The 23504-nt window shown below is 58.2% G+C and carries 22 protein-coding genes, 1 tRNA gene and 1 pseudogene; 12 read left to right on the forward strand and 12 right to left on the reverse strand.

Features of this window, described 5'->3' with window-relative positions:
• Positions 1-10: 10 nt before the first annotated feature.
• Genes F5897_RS01135 through F5897_RS01145 form a run of 3 tightly spaced genes read right to left on the reverse strand, consistent with a single transcriptional unit; the run spans position 11 to position 3148 of the window.
• Positions 11-1270, reverse strand: a complete 1260-nt coding sequence (locus F5897_RS01135) for a hypothetical protein (RefSeq protein WP_183304188.1) — start codon at positions 1268-1270, stop codon at positions 11-13.
• Positions 1270-2022 (reverse strand): TIGR03943 family putative permease subunit, encoded by a 753-nt coding sequence (locus tag F5897_RS01140; RefSeq protein WP_183304189.1) that lies wholly within the window; start codon positions 2020-2022, stop codon positions 1270-1272. The genes F5897_RS01135 and F5897_RS01140 overlap by 1 nt, the downstream gene beginning before the upstream one ends.
• Positions 2015-3148 carry a permease gene (locus F5897_RS01145; RefSeq protein ID WP_183304190.1) on the reverse strand — a complete coding sequence of 378 codons (1134 nt, stop codon included), beginning with the start codon at positions 3146-3148 and terminating at the stop codon, positions 2015-2017. Before F5897_RS01145 ends, F5897_RS01140 begins: the two co-directional genes overlap by 8 nt.
• 97 nt (positions 3149-3245) lie before the next feature.
• Here F5897_RS01145 and F5897_RS01150 point away from each other — a divergent pair, with 97 nt between their 5' ends.
• From F5897_RS01150 to der, 7 genes and pseudogenes are all read left to right on the forward strand, one after another.
• The gene (locus F5897_RS01150; protein ID WP_425485641.1) at positions 3246-4094 is read left to right on the forward strand and encodes a ParA family protein; all 849 of its coding nucleotides are present in this window, start codon (positions 3246-3248) and stop codon (positions 4092-4094) included.
• A gap of 7 nt (positions 4095-4101) precedes the next feature.
• Positions 4102-4920: a segregation and condensation protein A gene (locus F5897_RS01155; protein WP_183304191.1), complete on the forward strand. Its 819-nt coding sequence runs from the start codon at positions 4102-4104 to the stop codon at positions 4918-4920.
• Positions 4910-5530: an SMC-Scp complex subunit ScpB gene (gene scpB / locus F5897_RS01160; protein ID WP_183304192.1), complete on the forward strand. Its 621-nt coding sequence runs from the start codon at positions 4910-4912 to the stop codon at positions 5528-5530. Before F5897_RS01155 ends, scpB begins: the two co-directional genes overlap by 11 nt.
• A pseudogene (locus F5897_RS07850) lies at positions 5517-6419 on the forward strand (pseudouridine synthase); the annotation flags it as partial. The gene scpB and the pseudogene F5897_RS07850, both read left to right, overlap by 14 nt.
• 170 nt (positions 6420-6589) lie before the next feature.
• A complete protein-coding gene (locus tag F5897_RS01170) occupies positions 6590-7681 on the forward strand; it encodes a prephenate dehydrogenase (RefSeq protein ID WP_124824328.1) in 1092 nt (363 codons plus the stop codon).
• A complete protein-coding gene (gene cmk, locus F5897_RS01175) occupies positions 7678-8343 on the forward strand; it encodes a (d)CMP kinase (RefSeq protein ID WP_183304194.1) in 666 nt (221 codons plus the stop codon). Before F5897_RS01170 ends, cmk begins: the two co-directional genes overlap by 4 nt.
• A 199-nt stretch (positions 8344-8542) precedes the next feature.
• On the forward strand, positions 8543-9961 hold the full coding sequence (gene der, locus F5897_RS01180; protein WP_183304239.1) for a ribosome biogenesis GTPase Der: 1419 nt from the start codon (positions 8543-8545) through the stop codon (positions 9959-9961).
• Here the strand turns inward: der and F5897_RS01185 are convergent.
• Complete coding sequence (locus tag F5897_RS01185; RefSeq protein ID WP_183304195.1) at positions 9958-10455, reverse strand: NUDIX domain-containing protein; 498 nt, start codon at positions 10453-10455, stop codon at positions 9958-9960. The two genes, der and F5897_RS01185, sit on opposite strands and share 4 nt — an antisense overlap.
• Positions 10456-10645: 190 nt before the next feature.
• Between F5897_RS01185 and F5897_RS01190 the strand changes: the two genes are divergently transcribed.
• Positions 10646-10719, forward strand: a tRNA-Pro gene (locus F5897_RS01190).
• 318 nt (positions 10720-11037) lie between these two features.
• Here F5897_RS01190 and F5897_RS01195 read toward each other — a convergent pair.
• Positions 11038-11760 carry a uracil-DNA glycosylase gene (locus F5897_RS01195; RefSeq protein ID WP_183304196.1) on the reverse strand — a complete coding sequence of 241 codons (723 nt, stop codon included), beginning with the start codon at positions 11758-11760 and terminating at the stop codon, positions 11038-11040.
• A 115-nt stretch (positions 11761-11875) separates the two neighbouring features.
• Between F5897_RS01195 and F5897_RS01200 the strand changes: the two genes are divergently transcribed.
• Positions 11876-12478: an alpha/beta fold hydrolase gene (locus F5897_RS01200; RefSeq protein ID WP_183304197.1), complete on the forward strand. Its 603-nt coding sequence runs from the start codon at positions 11876-11878 to the stop codon at positions 12476-12478.
• Between the two features lie 60 nt (positions 12479-12538).
• Here F5897_RS01200 and F5897_RS01205 read toward each other — a convergent pair whose 3' ends face one another.
• The 3 genes from F5897_RS01205 to F5897_RS01215 form a co-directional block, all read right to left on the reverse strand.
• Positions 12539-13528: an alpha/beta hydrolase gene (locus F5897_RS01205; RefSeq protein ID WP_183304198.1), complete on the reverse strand. Its 990-nt coding sequence runs from the start codon at positions 13526-13528 to the stop codon at positions 12539-12541.
• A 98-nt stretch (positions 13529-13626) separates the two neighbouring features.
• Entirely contained in the window at positions 13627-15108 is a 1482-nt protein-coding gene (locus F5897_RS01210; protein ID WP_183304199.1) for a flavin-containing monooxygenase, read from the reverse strand.
• Between the two features lie 50 nt (positions 15109-15158).
• Positions 15159-16277 (reverse strand): alcohol dehydrogenase catalytic domain-containing protein, encoded by a 1119-nt coding sequence (locus tag F5897_RS01215; protein ID WP_124824321.1) that lies wholly within the window; start codon positions 16275-16277, stop codon positions 15159-15161.
• 126 nt (positions 16278-16403) lie between these two features.
• Here F5897_RS01215 and F5897_RS01220 point away from each other — a divergent pair, with 126 nt between their 5' ends.
• Positions 16404-17798, forward strand: coding sequence for a PucR family transcriptional regulator (locus F5897_RS01220; RefSeq protein ID WP_183304200.1), 1395 nt, complete (start codon positions 16404-16406; stop codon positions 17796-17798).
• Here the strand turns inward: F5897_RS01220 and F5897_RS01225 are convergent.
• Positions 17776-18378 carry a TetR/AcrR family transcriptional regulator gene (locus tag F5897_RS01225; protein WP_183304201.1) on the reverse strand — a complete coding sequence of 201 codons (603 nt, stop codon included), beginning with the start codon at positions 18376-18378 and terminating at the stop codon, positions 17776-17778. The genes F5897_RS01220 and F5897_RS01225 overlap by 23 nt on opposite strands.
• 82 nt (positions 18379-18460) lie before the next feature.
• Here F5897_RS01225 and F5897_RS01230 point away from each other — a divergent pair, with 82 nt between their 5' ends.
• Positions 18461-18952: a hypothetical protein gene (locus tag F5897_RS01230; RefSeq protein ID WP_183304202.1), complete on the forward strand. Its 492-nt coding sequence runs from the start codon at positions 18461-18463 to the stop codon at positions 18950-18952.
• On the opposite strand, the gene F5897_RS01235 is transcribed toward F5897_RS01230, so the two are convergent.
• The 3 genes from F5897_RS01235 to F5897_RS01245 all read right to left on the reverse strand — a co-directional run bounded on the left by F5897_RS01235 (position 18942) and on the right by F5897_RS01245 (position 22048).
• Entirely contained in the window at positions 18942-19352 is a 411-nt protein-coding gene (locus tag F5897_RS01235) for a Fe-S oxidoreductase (protein ID WP_183304203.1), read from the reverse strand. The genes F5897_RS01230 and F5897_RS01235 overlap by 11 nt on opposite strands.
• Positions 19336-20856, reverse strand: a complete 1521-nt coding sequence (locus F5897_RS01240; protein WP_343048724.1) for an ABC transporter ATP-binding protein — start codon at positions 20854-20856, stop codon at positions 19336-19338. The genes F5897_RS01235 and F5897_RS01240 overlap by 17 nt, the downstream gene beginning before the upstream one ends.
• Positions 20857-20983: 127 nt before the next feature.
• Positions 20984-22048 carry a BMP family ABC transporter substrate-binding protein gene (locus F5897_RS01245; protein ID WP_124824315.1) on the reverse strand — a complete coding sequence of 355 codons (1065 nt, stop codon included), beginning with the start codon at positions 22046-22048 and terminating at the stop codon, positions 20984-20986.
• A 202-nt stretch (positions 22049-22250) separates the two neighbouring features.
• Here F5897_RS01245 and F5897_RS01250 point away from each other — a divergent pair, with 202 nt between their 5' ends.
• Positions 22251-23414 (forward strand): acyl-CoA dehydrogenase family protein, encoded by a 1164-nt coding sequence (locus tag F5897_RS01250; RefSeq protein WP_183304205.1) that lies wholly within the window; start codon positions 22251-22253, stop codon positions 23412-23414.
• The last annotated feature ends 90 nt before the right edge of the window (positions 23415-23504 follow it).

Here is a 23504-nt window from a genome sequence, read left to right on the forward strand (position 1 = left end):
TTGTGCGCAGCTAATTATTGCACCACGACACGGTACGCGCTAGGAAACTTGCGGCAACCTTACCGCTTGGCAGCTCTATCAGTTGCGCCTGTGCGGTGCCGCCTGCGGGGGAAATCAAAACCGCCGCATACTGCTGGTTTGGGCTGAGGCAGAAGCCGGTTATCCGTGACGAAGCGGCAGCCGTGTTGAAAACGGTGCTGGAGTTGCCGGCGCTCGTGAGCAGCAGACTGGTGCCGTCGGCAGCTACGGCGAGGGTGTCACCCGAGGCCAGAGTGCGGTGCGCGGGGGAGGCTGATCCGCCACCTAAATCCGCGGTGCCATTAAGGAATGTGTCTGTGGCGGAGGCGTCCCATGCAGTGGCAGCTAAGGAGTTATGCGAAGCGCTGTCTGCGGCGGTAGCCGGGGTTGCGGGGGCGCCGAAGGGTGCACGATACACCACGCCCTCGGGCGTGCGCAGTAACACTGTGCTGGTGCCTGGCTCGAACCACCATTCGGCAACCTCCAGCTCCACGCCCCCGGCATCAGTGACCGGGCGCACCGCAGTACGACTCAAATTATTAAGGGTGTAAAGCCACAGATTATCTGCTGTGCCGTTAAAAAATTTGATGCCTAAAAGGGAGCCGTCTGCCGAAAACTGTGGCATCCGGGGCGCTGCTGTGGCTGGCTGCGGCAGTTCGGTGAAGCCTGTTCCATCAAGCCGCAACACAGTTAGAAGCTGCTCGAAATTATCGCCAGGCTGTAGCGCGGCAATCCAGTTGCTGGAGACCGCAAACTCGGTGATGTGCGCGGCGTTGAAAACCGCCGCCGGATTTTGCGGGTGTGGATCAGCGCCGACCGTATGCAGCGTCAGCGAGTCCTGCCCGGGAGCACTGGAGCCGAGCCCAAACACCTGCAACGCATCCGTGGGGAGCGCAGTGGTCACGGTGTGTGCCCTGCCGGTGCTCTGCGACACCGCGGTGACCCGTAGCTGATACGTGGTAGCCGCGAGCAGTGGCTGAGCGAAAGTGAGCCGCAGTTGCGAGCCCAGAATCTCCGTCTCAAACTGTGCCTTAGGAGTCATTGCGAGCTCGGTTATCTCGCGCAGTGGTTCATTAAACTGCAACGCAGCCTGTTGCCCTGGCATGCTTGTGAGCTGCGCAGAATTGTATGTCACATTTTGCAGCTGCGGCCCGCGCCCCAGGGTGTAACCCGCGAGCGCGAGCACCGTGAGCAGCAACAGCACTAGACTGCTGCTGATGGCGCGGTAGCTTTGTGGTTTCAGTTCTGCCATTAGCCACCACCTGTGCCGTCAAGATAAGGGTTTGCCGGGGGCGCAAGCGGGGTGCTGTGCTGCACACTCAGCAGGGTGCGGTGTGCGCCACTGGGGTCAGGGTTAGCGATGAAAAACCCGGTGATTTCAAGCCACTGCCCGGGCTGCTGGCTTTGCTGCCAGCCCGGGAAATACACCGGAATCGTGATTGGCTGCGCATCGACAATACAGCAGGTGACGCTGTAGCGGCTCAGCAGCAGCACGTCGGGGCTGTCAGTGGCGGTGATGAAACCGGTGGCGTGAACTGTGTTGCCTGCCAGGTCATTGGCGGTGGATCCAGCTGCGAGCAGCTGCGCCCAAGCGTTGAAGTCTTGTGACTGCTGGGCTGCTGCGACAGCGGAGCTTTCCGGGGCTGCCGCCGTGATGGTCGGTTGGGTGGTGGCGATTGTGGCTCCGGCTCGCTCCGCAGATAGCGGGGTGTGGGGGAGCAGCGCTAACGGCACCAGCAGCAGCGCAGCAACACTCTGCAACACAGTTTGGCTTTTGGGCACTGGGTGGGTGTGCTGCGAGGTTACGGGTTTATTAGCGCTGATAAAAATTAACGTCAGTGCCAGTGCCGCCATAACCGCGGTGAAAACGGTGTAGCGCGGATTGACGTAAAGCGGGAGTTTGCCGGTGATTATCAGCACCAGGCTGAGCACGATAGCGCCGAGCGCAAGCAACAGCGGTACCGCGCGAATGCCGCGCCAGAGTGGGTTTTCTCGGTTAGACAAGGAGATTCACCCCTAACCCCAGGGCGATGCAGCACAGCGCTGCAGCTATGGTGATAAGCGCTAGCGCGCGCCCGGTGAATGTGGTGCGCAAAAGCAGCAGCATTTTAATGTCTATCAGGGCTCCGAAAACTAAGAAGGTAGCGATTGCCCCGGGGGTGAAAACGCTGCTAAAGCTGAGCATGAAGAATGCGTCAACTGTGGAACAGATTGACACAATCGCCGCCAGCACGAGCAGCACGAGCACGCTGTAGAGCGGGTGCGTGCCGAGCGCGTAAAACAGCTCCCGCGGGGTGGCGGTTTGGATCAGCCCGGCCAGCAGCGACCCGAGAGCGAGAGCGGGCATCAGCAGTAATAGCTCGGCGGTGAACGCGGCGCTCACGTCTTGCAGTTTGCTGCGGTTTCCGGGTCGGAGGGGTGGCCGTGTGGCGGTGCTGTCGGCGGTGGCGGTACCAGTGCCTGTGGGGGAAGTTTTGTGGGCATTATTGCTACAGCAGGCGGTGCTGTTTGCGGTGCTGTTGCAGGCATCGCCGTGCTCATGTGCGAGTGCGTTTTGCAGCTGGGCAGCTAAGACCGGGGCATGCTGTGGCAGTCGGGAAAACAACCAACCGATGAAGTTCGCAACCGCAAAACCACCCACAATGCGCGCTATCAAGATTCCGTCTTGAAAACCGAAAGCCTGGTAGGTGGTGATGATAGTCACCGGGTTCAAAAGCGGCGCTGCCAGCACGAAAGTGATTGCCTCAGCTGGGGCAAACCCCCGCCGCAGCAAACCACGAGCCAACGGCACATTACCGCACTCGCACACCGGTAGCAAAAACCCCAGCAGGGATAGCGCACAGCGGCGCAGCACAGCACTGCGTGGCAGGATCCGCAACAGTAAATGCTGCGGTACCCAGAACTGCACCGCAACCGCGACCACGGTGCCGAGCACCACAAACGGGAAAGACTCAATGAAAACCCCGAGCGCCAGGGTGCCCGCGTCGCGCGCCTGCCACGGCACTAAATCCTGTGGCAGCAGCGTGGTTAGCAGCGTCAAAACCGTGAGCGCCGCGGTAATCGCAGCGACTGCAAGCCAGCGGTTGGTGGCGCTGGGGGGCTGCGGATGCGGTGCGGTGCTAATGCTCACGTCAGCTACTTTACCCTGCGCAACCCGGGCAAAAGCTCGGTATGATTAAGAAGAATCAGATTATTTTTTCAATCAGATTATTTTCGAAGGAGCAGCGGTGGCGCAACAGGAACTTGGGCTGGCAGGTCGCAAAGAGAAGTTTTTCGCGCCGCCGGCAAAGCTCAGCTCACATGGCCCGGCACGCATTATTTCGCTGTGCAACCAAAAAGGCGGGGTTGGTAAAACCACCACCACCATTAACCTCGGTGCTGCGCTGGCTCGTTACGGTCGCAAAGTGCTCGCGGTAGACTTCGACCCGCAGGGGGCGCTCTCCGCGGGTCTCGGGGTGCCTGCGCACGATGTTCCCACCATTTACGATTTGATGCTCGGCAGTGTGAAAGATCCGCACCAGGCAATCCAGCACACTAGCGTCCCTGGCCTTGACGTGATTCCCGCCAACATCGACCTCTCGGCCGCCGAGGTGCACCTGATTCACGAGGTTGCGCGGGAGCAAATTCTTGCCGGGGTGCTGCGCAAGGTTGCCGCAGAGTACGACGTGATTTTGATTGACTGCCAGCCATCTCTTGGGCTGCTTGCAGTAAACGCTCTCACCGCCAGCCACGGGGTTTTGATTCCGCTGGCATGCGAGTACTTCGCGCTGCGCGGTGTGGCGCTGCTGATTGACACCATTGAGAAGGTGAAAGATCGGCTAAACCCGGCACTCAACCTCGACGGTATCCTGGCAACTATGTACGACAGCCGCACCCTGCACGCGCGCGAGGTGATGGAGCGCCTGGTAGACACCTTCGGTAATAAAGTTTTCGACACCGTGATTGGGCGCACCGTGCGCATCCCTGACGCCTCAGTGGCAGCGCAGCCGGTGCTTGATTACGCGCCGAGCAACGCAGCCTCAGAAGCGTATCTGCGACTTGCGCGGGAGCTCGTAGCACGCGAAATTATCGTGTAGGTGGAGTATGACTGCCACCGCAGCAGCGCCAGAACAGCAGCACCTAGAAGGCTTCCACGTCAGTCTGGAAGTGTTCGATGGCCCCTTTGACCTGCTGCTCAACCTCATCGGTAAACACGAACTGGACATTACCGAGGTGGCGCTGAGCCGGGTAACCGACGAGTTTATCGGGTATGTGCGCGAGCTCACCGGCACCGCCGGGATGAACCGTGTCAGTGAATTTCTGGTGGTTGCGGCAACCCTGCTAGACATGAAAATTGCCAGCCTGTTGCCGCAATCGCAAGCGGTTGACGCTGAAGATATCGCGCTGCTTGAAGCCCGTGATTTGCTGTTTGCGCGGCTGCTGCAGTATCGCGCCTTCAAACAGGCCAGCGCCTGGTTTCAGGAACGGCTCAGCGCCGAACAATTCCGCATACCCCGCGCTGTGCCACTTGATCCAAAATTCGTGAGCAGCGCCCCGACCCTGCGGTGGCACACCAGCCCCGCAGATTTCGCGTTGTTGGCAGCCGCTGCGTTGACCCCAAAACAGATCGCCGCGGTGGGTCTCGGGCACCTTCACGCACCTACGGTGTCGATCCGTGAACAGGCCGCAATCGTAGTTGCGTTGCTACGCCGTAAAACACAGCTGACCTTCCGCGATTTGATTGCGGAGGTCACGGAGAAAGGCGTGGTGGTTGCACGTTTTCTCGCGGTGCTGGAGCTGTATCGCCGAGGTGCGGTGAGTTTTGAGCAGGAAGCTCCGCTGGGAGATTTTAGTTTGCGGTGGGTCAGCAGCAACTGGCAGGACACCGAACTTGATACGCTGGGGAGCGACTATGAACAGTGAAACCGCCGCCCAAATACAGCAATTACCGCTCGCTGAGCTCGAAGCATTGCGACAAGAGATTCCGCTGCGGCAACAGCTGGAGGGGCACCTAATTGCCGCTGTGCAGCCGCTTACGACCGCTGAGCTGGCAGTCGCCACCGGGTATCCGATTAAAAAAGTGGAGGCCGCGTTACAGCAGTTGCAGCGCGACTATGATGGGGTTGGTGGATCACCCCAGCGCGGTTTTGAACTGCGGCATATCGCGGGTGGCTACCGGTTTTATGTGCGTGAAATTCTGGATCCACTAGTCGCAGACCTGGTAACGCAGCAGCAGACGGCGCGGCTCAGTCAGGCTGCGTTGGAAACCCTCGCGGTTGTCGCCTACAAGCAGCCGATTAGTCGTTCCTCAATTGCCGCGATCCGCGCTGTTAATGTCGATTCTGTGGTGCGCACCCTGGTGGCTCGCGGACTGATCACTGAGGTGGATCACGACCCAGAAACAGGTGCCGTGCTGTACGGCACAACCCCGGAGTTGCTGGAGCATTTGGGGCTGACGAGTATTGCGCAACTGCCGCCGATTGCGCCGCTTTTGGAGGACGGCGCCGAAGGATTTGAAAATGAAAAAAACTAAAATCACCGAATTTAGCGCCGCGGATTTGGACGCTATCGCGCTGCCTGATGACTGGGTTGGGGCGCGCAGCGGCGCCAAACAGCGCGCCGGTGCCGCTAATCATGCCGTTACCGCCGCCGGCACCGGTGCTGCAACCGCCGCAGACAGTTCCGCAGCTGAGGGTGTGCGGTTACAAAAAGCGCTCGCAAGCGCCGGTGTCGCCTCGCGGCGTGCCTGCGAAACTCTGATTACCCGCGGCAGGGTGCGAGTTAACGGGCAGGTTGTGTGGGAGCTCGGCACCAAAATTACCCCTGGTACCGACGAGGTGCGCGTCGATGGGGTAGTGGTGCAGCTTGATGTCACCCAGCGTTACTTTATCTTCAATAAACCCGTTGGCGTGGTCTCCAGCATGAGCGACGATAAAGGACGCCGCGACCTCAGGGAATTCACCGCGGCGATTTCGGAAAGGGTCTACAATGTCGGCCGGCTCGACTATGACACCTCGGGTTTGCTGATCCTCACCAATGATGGGGAATTGGCACACAAACTAGCGCACCCAAAATTTGAGGTGGCAAAAACCTATTTAGCGCAGGTGCGAGGTAAGGTGACTCCCGCGACGATACAGCGACTGAAGACCGGTTTTGAGCTCGAAGATGGTTTTATTAAGGCGGATCACGCCAAGGCGTTAAGCGGCGCGAATGAGCGCTCAACCCTGGTGGAGCTAACCCTGCACTCCGGCCGCAACCGTATTGTGCGGCGCATGCTTGCCGCGGTGGGGCATCCCGTGCTGGAGCTGCATCGCAAACAGTTCGGGCCGCTTCATCTTGGCACGCTGCGCACCGGGGAAATCAGAGAACTAGCCACGGCAGAACGTGGCGCACTGCTAACCGCGGCGCAGGCAGCGGCCACCGGCAAACAACCGGGAGGTAAAAAACGGCAGATTACTGCCGGACGCCCAGGAGACGGAGCCGGGGCGCAGGGTATGCGCGGAGTTGCCCGCAGCAAGCCACGCGCCGGTAAAGTGATTAAGCGCGGTGGGCAGCAAAATGGTGCACAACAGCGGCAACGCGGAGGGAAATAATGAGTGACGCCCAGCTAGCAAGCAGAGTCACCGGCAGCGTACATATCATCGGCGCAGGATTGCTCGGCAGCAGCATCGGTTTGGCGCTGCGTGCTAAAGGCACCGCCGTAACTATTGAGGATATTTCAGAGGCGGCTGCGGCGCTCGCAATCGACTACGGTGCCGGCAGTGCGCTGCAACCCGGGCAGCAACCTGATTTGGTGGTTGTGGCAACCCCGCCTGATCAGGCCGCCGATGTGATTGCCGCGGCGCTGGTGCGGTTTCCGCAGGCAATTGTGACGGATGTTACCAGTGTGAAGTGGCAGCCGTTGAAACAGTTGCAGCAGCGCGGTATTGACCTGACTCGCTACGTGGGGTCACATCCTATGGCGGGGCGGGAAAAAGGCGGCACGATTATGGCGCGCGCAGACCTTTTCGTGGGTCGACCCTGGGTTATTTGCCGGGATGCAGACACCCCGGCGCTGGCGCTGGCGCTGGTTGAAGCGGTGGCGTTAGAGGTTGGCGCAGTGCCGATGGAGTGGCAGCCAGACGAGCATGACAGTGCAGTGGCGGCGGTGTCGCACCTGCCGCAGGTGGTGGCTTCGCTGCTGGCGGCGCAGCTGCTCAGCGTCAAAAGCGATTACCTGGGGCTTGCCGGGGGTGGTCTACGTGACACAACGCGTATCGCCGCGAGTGACCCGCGACTGTGGATCCAGATTCTCACCGCCAACAGCGAACCGGTTGCTGAGCTATTAGAACGGCTCGGCGCCGATATCGCGGATTTTGCAGCCGCACTACGAGACCCCGCAGCTCACGGCAGCCGCACAAAAATCGCACAGCTGCTGGCAGCCGGCAACGCTGGGCTGGAGCGGGTGCCTGGCAAACACGGCAGCTCCCGCTCTTTCGCAACCCTCAACGTGATTATTGCCGATGAGCGTGGCCAACTAGCGCAGCTTTTCAGTGATCTTGACGAGCTTGAAATTAACATGGAAGATTTTCGGCTGGAACACTCTCCGGGGGCTGCTATCGGCTTTGCTGAAATCAGCGTGTTGCCGGAGGCTGAGGAGCGGGCGCTCGCAGCGTTGAGCAAGCGTGGCTGGAGGATTGTATGACAATTATTGTGGCGATTGACGGCCCCGCGGGCAGCGGCAAATCAAGCGTAGCGAAGGCGGTGGCGGCGGCTGTTGGCTACGGTATTTTGGACACTGGATCCGCTTACCGTGCGCTTGCGCACCGGATGCGTGAGCTGGGCCGCGACCTTGACAGCGCTGCAAGTGCCTTGCAAACACTGGCCGAGTTAGAGTTGCGACTACCTTTGACTTCGGGGGAGCCGCTGATTGCGGCTGGGGCCGATGTGACCGCGGCGATCCGCGAACCGCAAATTTCTGCCCTGGTGTCTCGGGTTTCAAAGCATCACGCGGTGCGCCAGCAACTGAACCAGATTTTCCGGGAGCGTGTGACGACTAGCGGGCTGCCAGGCGTGGTCATCGAGGGGCGCGACATTACAACCGTGGTGTTTCCGGACGCCGATGTGCGGTTGATTCTTACCGCCAGCGCTGAGGTGCGTGCCGCAAGGCGGCAGCGTGAACTGCCCGGGTTAAGTCTTGAGCAGGTGCGGGCGGATCTCGCCGCCCGTGACGCGAAAGACCTGCTGGTGGTGAACTTTCTCGATCCCGCGCCGGGGGTGCAGCTGGTGGACACGACTGATTTAGATTTTGCTGGCTCTGTAGCCGCTGTGATAGCTGCAATCTCGCAGCAAACCGCGGTAAACTAGAGCAGGAAAGAAGCGAGGAAAGATGAGTTTTGAGAATCAGGAAGCTGCTGGTGCAGCTGGTGAGGGGCCGGCAGAGTTTGATCCGGCCGAGCTCGGGTATGATTTGCGCGACCCTGATTTTGATGGCAGCGAACTTGAGGGCGTAGAGATCGATTTTGAGGCGTTAAACGCAGCGGTTTCTGACGAGGAACGCACCGAAATGCTGCGGCAGAGCCTGGCGGGGTTTGAACTTGATGATGAAGATCTGGCGCTGCTGGATATTACAGATTTTGATTCCGCTGCGGAGCATTTTGAGAACCCGCCGGTGGTGGCGATTGTGGGTCGCCCGAACGTTGGTAAATCAGCGCTGGTGAACCGGATTTTGGGGCGCCGCGAGGCCGTTGTTGAAGATGTTCCCGGCGTTACCCGTGACCGCGTCAGCTACCCTGCTAGCTGGCTGGATCGCAAATTCACCCTGGTAGACACCGGTGGGTGGGAGCCTGACGCCAAGGGTATTGACCGTTCTGTGGCGCAGCAGGCCGAAATCGCGATTGAGCTGTGCGATGCGGTGCTGTTTGTGGTTGATTCGCGCGTCGGGGCAACCGCAACCGATGAGCATGTGGTGTCGCTGCTGCGCCGCACTAAGAAGCCGGTTTTCCTGGTTGCAAACAAGGTTGACGATGCGGTGCAGGAGCCAGAGGCTGCGGTGCTGTGGTCGCTTGGTCTCGGGGAGCCGTATCCTGTTTCTGCGCTGCACGGCAGGGGAGTTGCGGATCTGCTTGACGCGCTCATCAAGAAACTTCCGGAAGAGAGCGCCGTGGCGCAGCCGAAACTCGGCGGGCCACGCCGGGTTGCGCTTTTGGGGCGCCCGAACGTTGGTAAATCTAGCCTGCTGAATAAGGCCGCTGGCGAAGAGCGCGTGGTTGTGAATGAGCTTGCCGGCACCACCCGGGACCCAGTCGATGAGCAGGTGGAGATTGCCGGCCGCGTCTGGACTTTTGTTGATACCGCGGGTATTCGGCGCCGGGTGCACCTGCAGAAGGGCGCAGATTTTTATGCCACGCTGCGCACCGCGACAGCGCTTGAGAAGGCTGAGGTTGCGGTTGTGCTGCTTGATGTGACGCAGCCGATTAGCGATCAGGATTTGCGCATTATTGACCTGGTGCTGGAGTCTGGCCGGGCGCTGGTTTTGGCGTTTAACAAGTGGGATTTGCTTGATGAGGATCGCCGCCGTTACCTGGAGCGCGAGATCGAGCAGGATCTAGACCACGTGTCTTGGGCACCGCGAGTCAATATTTCTGCCCGCACCGGGCGGCACCTGGAGAAGCTGGTGCCGGCGTTGGAGACCGCGCTGGAAAGCTGGGATACTCGCATTCCGACCGCGAAGTTTAACGCTTTCCTCGCGGAGCTGGTGCAGGAGCACCCGCATCCGTTGCGCGGTGGTAAGCAGCCGCGGGTGCTGTTCGGCACGCAGGTGCAGAACCGGCCACCGACATTCGTGCTGTTCACCACCGGTTTCCTGGAGCCGCAGTATCGCCGCTTTATTCAGCGTCGCTTGCGTGAAAAATACAGCTTTGAGGGTTCGCCGATTGTGCTTAATATGCGGATCCGCGAGAAGCGGCCGCGCGGCCAGCGCTAGCTGATTGCGGAGAGAATCTCAAGCAGCTCGGGCCAGGCGTCACGGAAACCTGGATGCAGCTTGTATGAGGCGACCTCGGGCAGCGGGATCCACCGCATCTCGATGGTTTCTTCGTTCCAGTCAGCGGCAACGGTCGCAGCCGTGGCGCGCGCGATAACGGTGGTGTAGTGCCAAATCTGCTTGTCGATTTTGTACTCGGTGATTACCGTGAGGCTGTCGGTGTTGATGCCGGTTTCTTCAACGGTCTCGCGAAACGCTGCGGTCACCGCGTCTTCGGTGCGGTGCCGCGCGCCTCCGGGCACGCCCCAGGTGTCACCGTGGCTAGTCCACTCGGCGCGATGCTGCAGTAGAATGCCGCGGTCGGGGTCGTACGCTAGCAGCCCCGCAGCGCCAAAACGGCCCCAGTATTTCTCGCCGGTGGCGGCGACAACCCAGGCGTCGCCGGAGTCAGGGTCGGGGTTTTTGTGTGCGCTGTGATCGTGTGCAGAGGCCATACTACCAGCTTAGCCGACTGCTTGAGGGGTGGATCAAACTTCACAGGTTTTAGCTAGAGCGCTGCTGTTTCGCAAGCTGTTGTGCCTCCATAAATTCAACCGCGTTAGAACAGCGCAAATGTATAAACGGCAACCGTTCCTGCCGTGCACACCGTGAAATTGTGGCACAATAGAAGAGTTGCGTCTGCAACGGGCTATAGCGCAGCTTGGTAGCGCACTTGTCTGGGGGACAAGGGGTCGTCGGTTCAAATCCGGCTAGCCCGACTGAAAACCCCTGAATTTCTGCGGAAGTTCAGGGGTTTTTGCTTGTTTTTTAGCGGGTTTTGATGTTCCCCGGGGGAACATTGCTGATTTCTCTATATGTCCTGTTTCTCCTTGATTTTCCGCGGTTTTATGGCAACTTGTGGAAAGTTACGGAAAGTGGCAATGTTGTACGAATGTTGTACGGATTAGGTTATTTTTTGAAGCTCTTGAGCTCGTTTCGCTGCCACATCATCCATCATATGTAACGCACTACCATTCTTTCCCGGATGTCAAGCATAATGCACTAGGTGGAAGGGGGTCCAATCAACGCTATAACATTTAAGGACCTAACCAGTCTATTTTTGTTTCTTTATGCGCAGCTAAAAACACGTTTGCCTGTTCAAAACAGTTGGAATTTCTAAACGATGATGATCCGGCAGTAGGGTGGGCGCTGATAATGATTTTAATGTTATTAGAAATAGGGATGTTCTTAGAGATTCTTTTAAACACGTTTTCAGCTTTCCTGCCCCATATCAAGAACACAACTGTTTTCCCGGAAAGCAAGAGTGACGTTAATGTCGCATCGATTAGTGGTTTCCAGTGTTTGCGATGTTCTGTTCGCTTTCTAGATAATGGTTCCAAAGGAAAAGTTAGTGACGTGTTGAGTAAAAGAACTCCCTGATCGGCCCAGTCATCGAGAGTGTAATCAGTCCGATTGCCTTTAAACTGTCTGTTTACAGAGCTTAATATTTTCTTTATTGCTTTGTTTCTAGCAGGCTGGCCATTCGAGTAAGAAAAAGCTAGCCCGTCGGCAGCTCCTTTATCTGGGTATGGGTCATTGCCGAGGATAACTACTTTGACTTTATGGAACGGGGTTAATTCGTATGCCCTGAAAATATTTGTTTCCCCTGGTATTTCCGATTTAGACGTTTCCTGAAGGGCCTTTTCGATTTTCTCGACAATATCTGGGTCTTGTTTTTTAAGCTCATTGAGCCAATTATCAAGCTGATAATCCGAGAGCCGCGGTTTTTGGTTTTCGGTAGGATTAGGGGTAGTTGGCATCTTGTCTCCTGGTGAAATAATTACTGCGGGCAAGTCATAGCAAATGCTAATATCATGATAGTTCTTGGGCTGCTCGAATTGCAGCTGAATTTTGTGGCAATTTGGCTGGACTTGCTTGACTGTCTCTCAGGTGCAGCAGCCGATTATCGCAGAGCTACCGCAAAAATACGAGGCTGTTAGTTACCCGGTGGTGCAGCCAGGCGGCGCTGCTAAACCGTGGGAACTTAGCCAGCTTGTGGCTGATATCGCAAATACTTTAACCGCTCCCGTGCACGTTGTGGGAGTATCACTCGGGGCCGTCATCGCACTGCAGCTGGCAATTAGTCACCGGCATTTGGTTCGCTCCCTGTGTATTTCTGCGCCGCAGGCAAAACCACCTCGCGCGCTGCTGCAGTTACAGCAGGTGCTGTTGCGGCTGCTTCCCGCAAAAATCGTGTGCCCGCCAGAACTCACAAAACCCCAGCTGCTTGCCGTCACAAGTAACCTTGCGACACTAAACTTAGAGCCGCATCTACCTGCGATAACCGTGCGCACCACTGTTTTATGCGGCTCTAAAGATCTCCCAAATCTGCGAGCCGCACGTCAAATTGCAGCCCGAATACCACACGCTAATTTAGAAGTGGTCAGCGGAGTCGGGCACCTGTGGCATCACAGCGCACCGCAGCTGTTTAGCACAAAACTGCGGCATCATTTGGCTGCATCGGGCAGGGTGCAATAAGTCCTTGCGCGGAAGAAATCAGGGGCCCTCCGCACAAGGACTTTAACGCGCTTAAAAGCGCTATTTGCCGAGCTGGCGCAGCACGAACTCTGCGACGCGCTCCAGGAAGCGTTCGCCGCTGGCCACCTTCGCGGCGCTGGTGAAAATCCCGTGCGCCAAATCAGGAATATGCACCAGCTCCACATGGGTGCCACCAGCCGCTAGCAGGTTCGCATATTCTAACCCCTCGGCAGCCAGCGGGTCGTGTCCGAGAGTGAGAATCAGCGCCGGCGGCTGGCGCAGCAGCGCCGCATCTGCCTTGCCGCTCGCAGCATGCCGAGCGAGCAGCAGCGGGCTAACTCGATAATCACCGCGCAGCTCAGTCGGCACATAGTTATCGAGGAACCACTCCAGCGTCGCCTTGGTCAGCGGCACCCCCGTAGACACCCGCGCCCAATTATCATTAGCGTCGGTCTGATCCAGCATCGGATACAGCGGCACCTGCGCCACCACTGTGGTGCCCTCAACCAGCATTTCTGGCAGGAACGCGGTTACAGTCGCGAGCCCGCCGCCGGCAGAATCACCGACGGTCACCAGCCGAGACGCATCCCACGCTCGCTCCTGGCTGTTATCGCGGATCCACCGCACCGCCTCGCGGCAATCCAGGTGCCCGGCGGGAAATAGCGTGTCTGGTCCGAGCCGGTAATCGACCGCGACCACCGGCAACCCGGTGAGTGTCGCCAGGCGGCGGCACACTGTGTCATGTGTGTCAAGGCTGCCAACAACCCAGCCGCCGCCGTGAAAGAACACCAGCACCGGGTCAGCTGTTGCTGTTGCGGGGCGTGGATCATACACCCGCACCTTAAACTCGCCCTCGTCGTACGCCACGGTGACGTCTTCTACCAGCGCAATCTCATCAGCCGGCAGCCCGTTTGCGGCGCAGCTCTTTTCGTAGTTGGCGCGGGCGGTGGTGACATCCGGGGCGTCCTGGAAAGACTTGCTCCCGGCTTCCCGGAAAGCAGTGATGACGGCGCGCTGATCCACCGCAAAATCATTAATATCGATGCTCATATCGGCTCCTTAGCTGTTGCAGCAGTGTGGTTAAAAAGGGCACGACCCATAACTACCACAATAGCTATGAGTCGTGCCATGTTAAAGCGGTGTAACGCTTAGAGGGTTACCTCGGTTTCGCCGCTGCGCACCACGAAGTCACGCGGGTTGAACTTCTCTGCGAGCTGGCGGTACTCCTCAACGGTGCCTGACCAGTTGTTGATAACCTTGCCCTTTGAGTTCTTGTACCAGCTTGAGCAGTCGCTAGAGAATGAAGACAGCTCCATCTCTTTCTGCAGCTTCTCGTTGAACTCGCGTAGCACCTCTGGGCGCACCTCAACAGATGCCTTGTCGAGCTCAGCGGTCTGCTCCAGCGCGTCGAGCACGTGGCGCTGCTGAATCTCCAGCATGGTGACAACAGAGTTGTGGTTGAGGTTGGTGTTCGGGCCGTACATCAGGAACATGTTAGGGAAGCCGTCAACGGTGAGGCCGATGTATGCCTCAGCGTCTTCGGTGCCCCAGCGGTCAGCGAGTGACACGCCGTCGCGGCCGATGATCTGCAGCTTGCCCTGGAAGTTCTGGGAGTAGAAGCCGGTGCCGTAGATGATAACGTCTGCTTCGTGCTCCACACCATCGGTGGTGACGATGCCCTTCTCGGTGAAGTGGTCGATGCCCTCGGTTACCACCTCCACGTTGTCGCGCTGCAGCGCAGGGTAGAAGAAAGAGGTGCGCAGGATCCGCTTGCAACCAAAGTCGTAGTCAGGGGTCAGCTTTGCGCGCAGCTCTGGGTCAGCAACTGCTTCTGCGAGGTAAGCGAGAGCTTCCTGCTTGCCTTCTTCCTGTGCACCGGTGTTGTTACGGGTGCGCTCGAAGCCAGCTTCGCGCATGTTGTGGATCTCGCGGCGTGACTCTTCGAACTTTTCTGGGTTCGCGGTGAACTCGTCAAGCTGCTCGGCGGTGAAGTTGATCTGCTCGCGTGGCAGAATGTAGTTTGCTGAGCGCATGAAAACCTCAAGCTTGCCGGCAACCTTCGCTACCTCTGGCACGTACTGCACAGCAGATGCTGCGGAGCCGATGGAGATAACCTTCTTGCCGGTGAGGTCGAGGTCGTGACGCCAGTTCGCTGAGTGGAACTGCTCGCCCTTAAAGTTCTCGCGGCCCTTCCAGTTTGGAATCTTCGGGGAGTTGAGCTGGCCCCATGCCGGCACGAAGAAGTCTGCGGTGTACTTTTCGCCGTTGTCGCAAGTGATCTCCCAGTATGCCTCGGTGTCGTTCCATACAGCGGAAACGATTTCAGAGCTGTAGTGCATATTCTCTTCGATGCCGAAAGCGTCTTTCAGAGCAACCTGGTAGCCCAGCATTTCGTCGCCGCCGGCGAACATCTGTGACACGCGCAGGTGTGGGAAGAAGGTGAAGCAGTAGACGTGCGCCTGGGTGTCGCAAGCTGCGCCCGGGTAGGTGTTGTCACGCCATACGCCGCCAACGCTGTCTGCCTTCTCGAACACAGCGAAGTTGTCGATGCCGGCGCGCTTGAGCTGTGCTGCCATGCCCAGGCCACCGAAGCCCGAGCCCAGAATTGCTACACGATAGTGCTTAGTCATTTGTTTTCCTTTAGTTTCTGGTGAAGTTTTATGGCTGTTACAGCCAGTTTTTAGAACTCGATAATCTGGCGGAGCACACGGCCGGAGTGCAGTGCGTCCATGCCTTCATTGATTTCATCGAGGGTGATGGTGTTGGTGATGAGTTTTTCAAGCGGCAGTTTGCCTTCGCGCCACAGCTGTTCAAACTTTGGAATGTCACGTGACGGCACGGCGCTGCCGAGGTAGCTGCCAATAATGGTCTGGGCGCGAGCGGTGAGCTGCAGCGGGTGGATCTCGCTCACCGCGTCAGGGGCTGGCAGGCCGACAGTCACCAGCCGGCCGCCGAAGCCTACCAGGTTGTAAGCTGTTTCGAACGCTTTGTGGTGTCCTGCAGCTTCGATTACAACATCTGCTTTAATTCCGGCCGCAATTGCATCAGCCGGGGTGTACGCGGCATCCGCTCCGAGCGCGAGCGCCATCTCCAGTTTTTCTGGGAGTGCGTCAATCGCGATTACGCGCTGTGGATGCAGGCCGATAGCGGTTAGCAGCGCCGCCATGCCGACACCTCCTAGACCCACGATAGCGATTTCATCGGTTCCTGCGAGCTGCGCCGCGTTCAGCACTGCGCCACCGCCGGTGAGCACTGCACAGCCGAGCACCGCGGCGATTGCCGGCGGCACATCACTGCCAACTGGTACCACGGAGCGGCGATCCACGACAGCCCACTCCGCGAAGCCCGAGCAGCCAAGGTGATGTTTTACTTCTTCGCCGTTGCGGGTGAGATGCTTTGAACCTTCCAGCAGGGTGCCGGCTTCGTTAGTTTTAGAGCCTTCTGAGCATGGCAGTTTACCGTCGGTGAGGCACTCTTTGCAGGTGCCGCAACGGGGCAGGAAGGTCAGTACGACGCGCTGGCCGACTGTGATGTCGCTGATGTTTGCGCCGACCTCGGTGACGATGCCTGCTGCTTCGTGGCCAAGCAGCATTGGCATTGGGCGCGGGCGGGAGCCGTTGACCACTGAGAGGTCCGAGTGGCAGATGCTCGCCGCTTCGATTTTCACGAGCAGCTCTGACGGGCCGGGGCCGGTGAGCTCGAGGGTGTCAACTGTGATTGGTTTGCTCTCGGCATATGGTGCTGGTGCTCCAAGCATGTTTAGCACTGCACCGCGTGTGGTGATGGTTGTGCCGGTCATATCAGCTCCGCTTCTTCTCTGAAATTCACTTGTGAAAACTGTGATATTAAAATCTTCCAGCGCCAGGAGCGCTTATCCCTTGTGTAAAACAGCATATTTATTGCAACCTTGTGTAGAATTCTACATATGAGCAGTGGTGTGGATCAGCCTCAGCCAAAGGCCGTCAAATCGTTACTCGCAAAGCGCACCCGCAGCGAGCCCGAACTGAAAGCTGTGATTGCCGAAACGCTGGCGAATCCGGCTCCGGCGGATCAGGAAAAACTGGTCACGCTGCTGAATGAGCTGACTGCTTTGAGCGCCAAAAACCACACTATTAAAGACCAGCGTCTGGCACAGCTGGAGCAGCAGGTAGAGCAGCAGCGCGAACAATTGCAGGTGGCTGAGACGCTGCGGCGGCTCGATACTGTGCTGCTGCAAACGCTAACTGCCGGCGCGGATATTACTGAGCTGCAGCAGCAGCTGGCGCAGGTCAGTGGGCAGGAAACCCTAACGCTGTTGAATCTCACAAGCCGGCACACGGTGCGCGACACCGCGGGGCTCGGCATCGCGGCGCAGCGGTTGCTGCACCTGTCGAATAAGCAGCAGGTGCCGGCTGCCGGGGCCGACGATAATGGGTGCCCGATTTTGGTTGCCGCCGCGAAACGTGGTGGCGAGCTGGTGGGAGCGGTGCTGATCCACACCCCAGATGGCGTGGGCGCGCGCGAGGTTGCGTCGCGGTGCGCGGAGATTCTTGCCGCTTTCGTGGTTGCGGAGCGGCGGCTGCGTGGGGATTTGGCGGTGCGGCGCCAGGAGCTTTTGGAATTGGTTTTGGATCCGCCCGCCGGGGGTCTGTCGAACGCGACACAGCGGCGTCTGGCGGCGCATGGCATCACGCAGGATCACCCCTTCAGAATCGTGGTCGGGATCGGAAATCAGCAGGCGCTGGAGGCGATGGATCACCGTCTCGAATTTGATTTCGGTTCGCGGCTGCTACGAGGCATTATCGGCGGCGAACTGGTGCTAGTGATTAACGAGAAAAATTTTGTGGCGCTGCGTGAAACTTTGGCAGGGCAGCGCCGCCGCGCGTGGCAGGGGATGGTGATGGGGCACTCGCCGCGCCTGCACCGCATCGAGATTGTGCCGCCGGAGCTTGCGGTGATTCGCAGGGTGGTGGCAGCTGCCGCGCATTCTCGCCGCAGTGACAGTGATGTTTTGGTGTCGCTGGAGTCGTACGGGGTTTTGGGTGCGTTTTTGTCTCGCGTGAATATTGAGCCGACCAAAGTCGCGATGCGCGAGACGCTGGCGCCGCTTTTGGAATATGACGAAAAGCACAAAACCGAGCTTGTGAAAACCGCCTATAACTTCTTTAATGAGGGGCGCAATATTGCGGCTATTGCGCAGCTGATGCATGTGCACGAAAATACCGTGCGGCAGCGGCTGGAGCGGATTGCGGGATTGCTTGGGCCAGAATGGTGCTACGGGCAGGCCGGGCTTGACTACCACATTATGTTGTCGCTGCTTAGGGTTTTGGAGGATGAGTAGTAAAGCAGCGTGCAATCGCGTCTTGGTAGATGTGATTAACGCTGTCTAAACTCTGTGTCGGGTCAGTGATAAGGCTGAGCGTTAAGCCGTTCGCCAGGGCGGTCACAAAGTCTGCGAACTCATCGGGGCAGAGTAGGCAGTGAAAAGCCTCGTCCGTAACCTGTTTTAGCCAGTGTTTGATGCGCTGTTTGCCGTAGTCGGTGAACAGTTCGAAAACTTCTTTGGTGTGTGCGTTCTGTTCTGGGCCGTGGGCTTTGAGGAGCACATTAAACCACGCTTCGAGCGCTAATTTTTCTTGCGCTTGGGTGGGGAAAAACTGCTGCAGGCACTCCATAAGACGCGTCAGCGGCGGCACGCTGCTGTCGGTAATACGAAAGTCTTGAATTTGCGGCTCGAGTTCGCTGAGTAGCACTGTGTGTAACAGCTCTCGCTGTGTAGGGAAGTAGTGTCGCAGGGTGCTGGCGCCGATGCCCGCTGTAGTTGCTACGGCGCGCACGCTCACCGCTTCCCAGCCGCCAGTTGCTAGCAACTGCCTCGCGGCTTGAACGATTTGAGTTCTACGATCTATTTTCTGTGACATGGAATGCGTTTGGTACAGTGTGCTAATTTGTGATAGTTTTAGTTTACGCTAGTACGCTGTACTAATTAAGAAAGGTTTTAAAATGTTCTCTGCCTCAGCTCTCGATCAGTTTCAGGGTTTCGTGCAAGGTTTGCCAGAGCCGCTGCAGTGGCTCGGCGTGGTACTCATCAGCGCCGTGCCGTTTATCGAGTCTTACTTCGGCTCCGCAATCGGGGTAGCAGCCGGTATTTTCCCCGTCTTAGCGGTGCTTTTCGCGGTGCTCGGTAACACCGTGAGCATGCTGGTTTTTGTGCTCACCGCCGCGAAGACGCGACGGGCCATTAAACAGCGCGGCGGTGATCCACAGCCGCTATCCGCGCGCAAAGCAAAACTGAAACAGCGCCTAGACCGCTACGGTGTGCCGCTGGTTAGCCTGGCCGGGCAGACCGTGCTGCCGAGTCAAATCGTGGCAGCTGCGATGGTGTCTTTCGGTGCCGACACCCGCAAGGTTATCCTGTGGCAAATCATCTCAATCGTGCTGTGGGGCGCAGTGTTTGCGACCCTTGCGACGATTGGTTTTGCGGTTATTCGGTAGGTTTAGTGTTGTTGGCTACGGGTTTGGTTTGTGGCGGCTGTTTAACATAGCCGCCATCAACCAGCCCCGCTGCAATTTCAAACCTGTTGCGCAGTGGATCGCGCCCGGCAAGCACATACAAAACCGCCAGCGCTAAACCGTAGTGGCGCCACTGCTGCTGATGCACCCGCTCGTGGCGCAGCACCGCCTCGCTCACCGTGGAATTAGTGAGGAAACACCCGCCAATACAAACCCCGCCACGGCCAAATGTCCAGTTCGGCATGCCGGTGAAAACCCACAGCCCGTCAAGCTTGCGGATTTCTCCGGTGCTCCAAATAAACCCCCAGCAGAATCCGAAAGCTGTCGCGATTAAATAGCCGAGGCGCGCAAATGGCCAGGGCTTATTACTGCGCTGCGGCATCGGGGTTATGTCCCGCCATGTAAAGGCCAAGCAGTGCTTCGGTTGCGGCTTTACGCGGCATATCCGCCACAACTTTGCCCTCAAACATCACCAGAATGCGACTCGAAAGCGACATAATCTCGCTAAGTTCAGCGGAAATCAACAGCAGCGCACCGCCGTTGTCGCGATACTGGGTGAGCTCCCGGTGAATCGCTTCAATCGCACCAATGTCTACACCGCGGGTTGGTTGCTCAGCAATCAGCACGGGAGTTTTAGCGTCGAGCTCACGCGCCACCACAATCTTTTGGAGGTTGCCGCCGGAGAGGGTGCCAACAGGGGTTTCGTGGCTCGCGATTTTCACGCCGAAACGTTCAATCAAACGCTTCGCGTGCGTCACCATTCGGCTGCGAGACAGCAGCCCGCGCTGCAACAGTGGGGTTTTGCGGTGATGGCCGAGCGCCAGGTTATCGGTTGCTGCAGCAGTTGCCGCGCTGCCAATGCCGTGACGATCCTCCGGGATGTATGCAATACCAGAATCGCGGCGCTCGGTGATGGAGCTGGCTGAGCAGTCTGTGCCGGCAATCTTGACGGTGCCGGCGGTTGCGGCGCGCATCCCCATAATTGCCTCTGCGAGTTCAACCTGCCCGTTACCGGCAACGCCGGCAATGCCCACAATCTCGCCCTCGCGCACCACCAAATCAACGTTATCAACGGCGTTACGCCCCGTGCCTGGAACCGTCAGCCCCCGCACCTCAAGCAGCGGCTTACCCGGCTCGCGAGTCGGGGGAGCAGCGGTGAGATCAACATCGCGCCCAGTCATGTGCCGGGTCAGTTCTTGCGGGTTAGTCTCCGCAGTCACCAGCTCAGCAACGTTCTTGCCGTCGCGTAGCACAGTGACCCGGTCAGAAATAGACATCACCTCAGAGAGCTTGTGGGTGATGATAATGATGGTGCGCCCGTCAGCTTTCAGCGCTTTCAGCACCTCGAACAGACTCTGGGTCTCCTGCGGGGTGAGCACCGCGGTGGGCTCGTCAAGAATCAGCACCTGGGCATCACGGTAGAGCGCTTTGATAATCTCTACGCGCTGCAGCACACCGACCGGCACCTCAGAAACTTTTTTGCGCGGATCCACCTGCAAGCCATATTTCTCGGCGATTGCGCTCACTTCCCGTACCGCGGCTTCACGGTCAATCATGCCGCGCTTAGTAGGCTCCGCGCGGAACACCACATTTTCGGCGATGGTGAGCGACGGGAAGAGTTTGAAAGACTGGAAAACCATGCCGATGCCGGCTTCGATTGCGTCAAGCGGGCTGTTGAACTTTCGCTCTTTGCCGGCTACTGTGATGGTGCCGGAATCAGGCTGGTAGATGCCCGCAAGCTGTGACATCAGAATAGACTTGCCGGCACCATTTTCACCCATCAGCGCGTGAATTTCGCCTTTGCGCACGGTGAAATCAACATTGTCATCAGCGATAACACCGGGGAAAGTTTTAGTGATGCCGCGCATCTCAATTTCATTAACCACGCCTGCTCCTTTATGCTTGCTGCACACCATTTTACAGGTTTCAAAGTTAAAAGCGGCACCCGCGTTTGCGAGTGCCGCTCTAAGGGTTGGGACGCCGTTTACACGGCACCACAAATTTTACCGGGTTTTACTCGGTAACAGTGATTTCACCGCTCTTGATCTTGTCTGCAGCTTCTGAAACCTGCTTCAGGATCTCAGGGTGCTCCATGATGACACAGCCTGACTCTGCTGCGCCCTCGTCAAGGCTCACGATAGTCATGCCCTCTTCCGCAAGGCCGAATGAGCTGGTTGCTTCAGCTGCTGACTTACCGTCAAGGATTTCTGCAACAACGCGCTCGATAACCTTATTAACTGACTTCACGGTGCCGTCAATTACACTGCCTGGAACCAGCTGGCACTGGTTCTGGTCAACGCCGTATGCCTTGAAGCCCTTTTCTTTAGCAGCCTCGAAGATGCCACCGTTTGAAGCCGCGCCGATAGCGTAAACCTGGTCAACGCCGGTTGCAGCGTAAGCAATAGCCTGCTCTTTACCGCGCGCGGTGTCAGCAAATGGGTTCTCGCCACCGATGAACTGCGGAGCCACAACCTCGACCGCGCCGTCAGTTGCCTTTACACCCTGCTGGAAGCCGTTGGTGAACTTCGCGAGTGAAGGAATGTCGAGTGACTGCATGGTGCCAACCTTCTTAGCCTCGGTCAGCAGCGCTGCCTCAACACCGAGCAGGTATGAAGGCTCCTGCTCACGGAAGGTAGCGGTGTAGAGGTTAGCTGGCTTTTCACCCTCCGGCGCAGCGTCAATCAGCAGCAGTTTCTGATCTGGGTTCTGCTTTGCCAGCTCAACTGCGATATCGGTGAACTGGAAACCAATCATCACTACCAGGTCAGGCTGCTCGCTGATAGCCTGCTCCAGGTTGCTGCGGCGGGTTGCGTCATCCTTAGACTGGAAGGTCTTGTGGGTGCCGTTGTGGGTTGCTGCAACAGACTCGATACCCTTCTGGCCTGACTTCAAGAATTCGTTCTGGCCGATTGGATCGCTGGTAACGTAGATGAATGAGTGCTCGGCGTTGCTGTTGCTTGCCTCTGAAGATTCAGCAGGCGCGCTGTTCTCGGCGCCGTTAGCGCAGCCGCTCAGCACGAGACCAAAAGCAGCAACAGCCGCGATTGCGGCGCTGCGGCGCTTTGAAAACCAAGTCATGTTATTTGTGTTCCTTTCGGGATGTGGTGGATGCGGTGGCGCATCGCAGGCTGTAATCAGCCCATCATTTCAAGTTTAATTGATATTTATCCGAAGCGGAAAAAGAGCTTCCAGCGAAGCGGGAAAAGATCCCCCTGCTAAATATTTAAACTTCGCGCATTAATTCATTGCGGGCTGCGCATCTGGGTGTATCGTGGAAGCTATGGAGAGCACGTTTTTAGGCGCCGAACTGCTGGCAGAGTTTGCAGCAAGGGCAGGGGAGTATGACAGTGGCAACCACTTTTGCGAGGCGGATATTAAACAATTGCAGGATGCCGGTTACCTGGCTGCTGCGGTGCCGCACCGCTACGGCGGGGGAGGCCTATCACTTGCAGCTCTGATGCGCGAACAACGCCGCTTAGCGCAGGCGGCGCCAGCAACCGCGCTGGCGGTAAATATGCACCAGGTGTGGGTGATGGTCGCGGCACTGCTGGCGACAGAAACACCTGAAACCGCGCCGACCTGGCTGCTCAAAGATGCGGCAGCCGGAGAGATTTTTGCATTCGGCATTTCAGAGCCTGGCAACGACAAAGTACTGTTTGACTCTCGCAGCACCGCGATTCCCACCGCTGCCGGTTACGAGATCAGCGGCACTAAAATTTTCACCACGCTGTCTCCGGTGTGGAGCCGTCTCGGGGTGCACGCCAAAACTGCCGCCGGCAAACTTATTTTCGGTTTTGTGCGCCGCGAAGGCACGCAACCGCGCAAACCTGAGCAAGCGAGCGTCGGCCTGTCAGGGGGCAGCATCACCCATCCCGATGAGTGGAACCAGCTCGGGATGCGCGCAACCCACAGCTACACCACCCACCTCGAGGCGGTTCCGGTCGCGGCAGCTGATGTGGTGACAGAGTGCGACCCATTTGATTTTGCTAACCCGCTGACAGCAGCAGTCTTTAGCAGTTTCTCACTGCTGACCGCCAGCGTTTATTTAGGAATTGCGGATCGCGCCCTCCAGCTGGCAACCACCGCGCTGCAGCAACAACGGGAGCGCGCCGGAGCTTTATCGCCCGCGCTTACCACTGAGTTGGTTGCTGCCGAGTTGCGGCTGCGCGCTGCTGCCGCAGCGTTAGAGCTGCGCGCTATTGAGGTTGAGACAGGGCGCACAGCAGCCGATCACTTCCTCGCGGTGGGCGCAGCAAAGCTGGAGGTGTGCGACATGGCGCGGGAAACAGTGGCCACCGCGATCCGCCTTACCGGCGCGAAAGCGTATCACGCAGACCATGAACTGGCGCGGTTGTGGCGTGACGTTTTAGCGGGAATGTTTCACCCCACTAGTTTTGTGGCTTTAACGGACAGCGTTGCAGCCGCGCTGGGGCTGAGCGAGTAGTAGCACGGCAGGGTTTGCAGCCGAGCACCCGGCTAGCTGTGCCGCAGCACAGAGCAGCCGCATAGCGCCGTGGGAAAAGCACAGCGGCTC

This window comes from Canibacter oris (assembly GCF_014197205.1).
Taxonomy (GTDB): Bacteria; Actinomycetota; Actinomycetes; order Actinomycetales; family Microbacteriaceae; genus Canibacter; species Canibacter oris.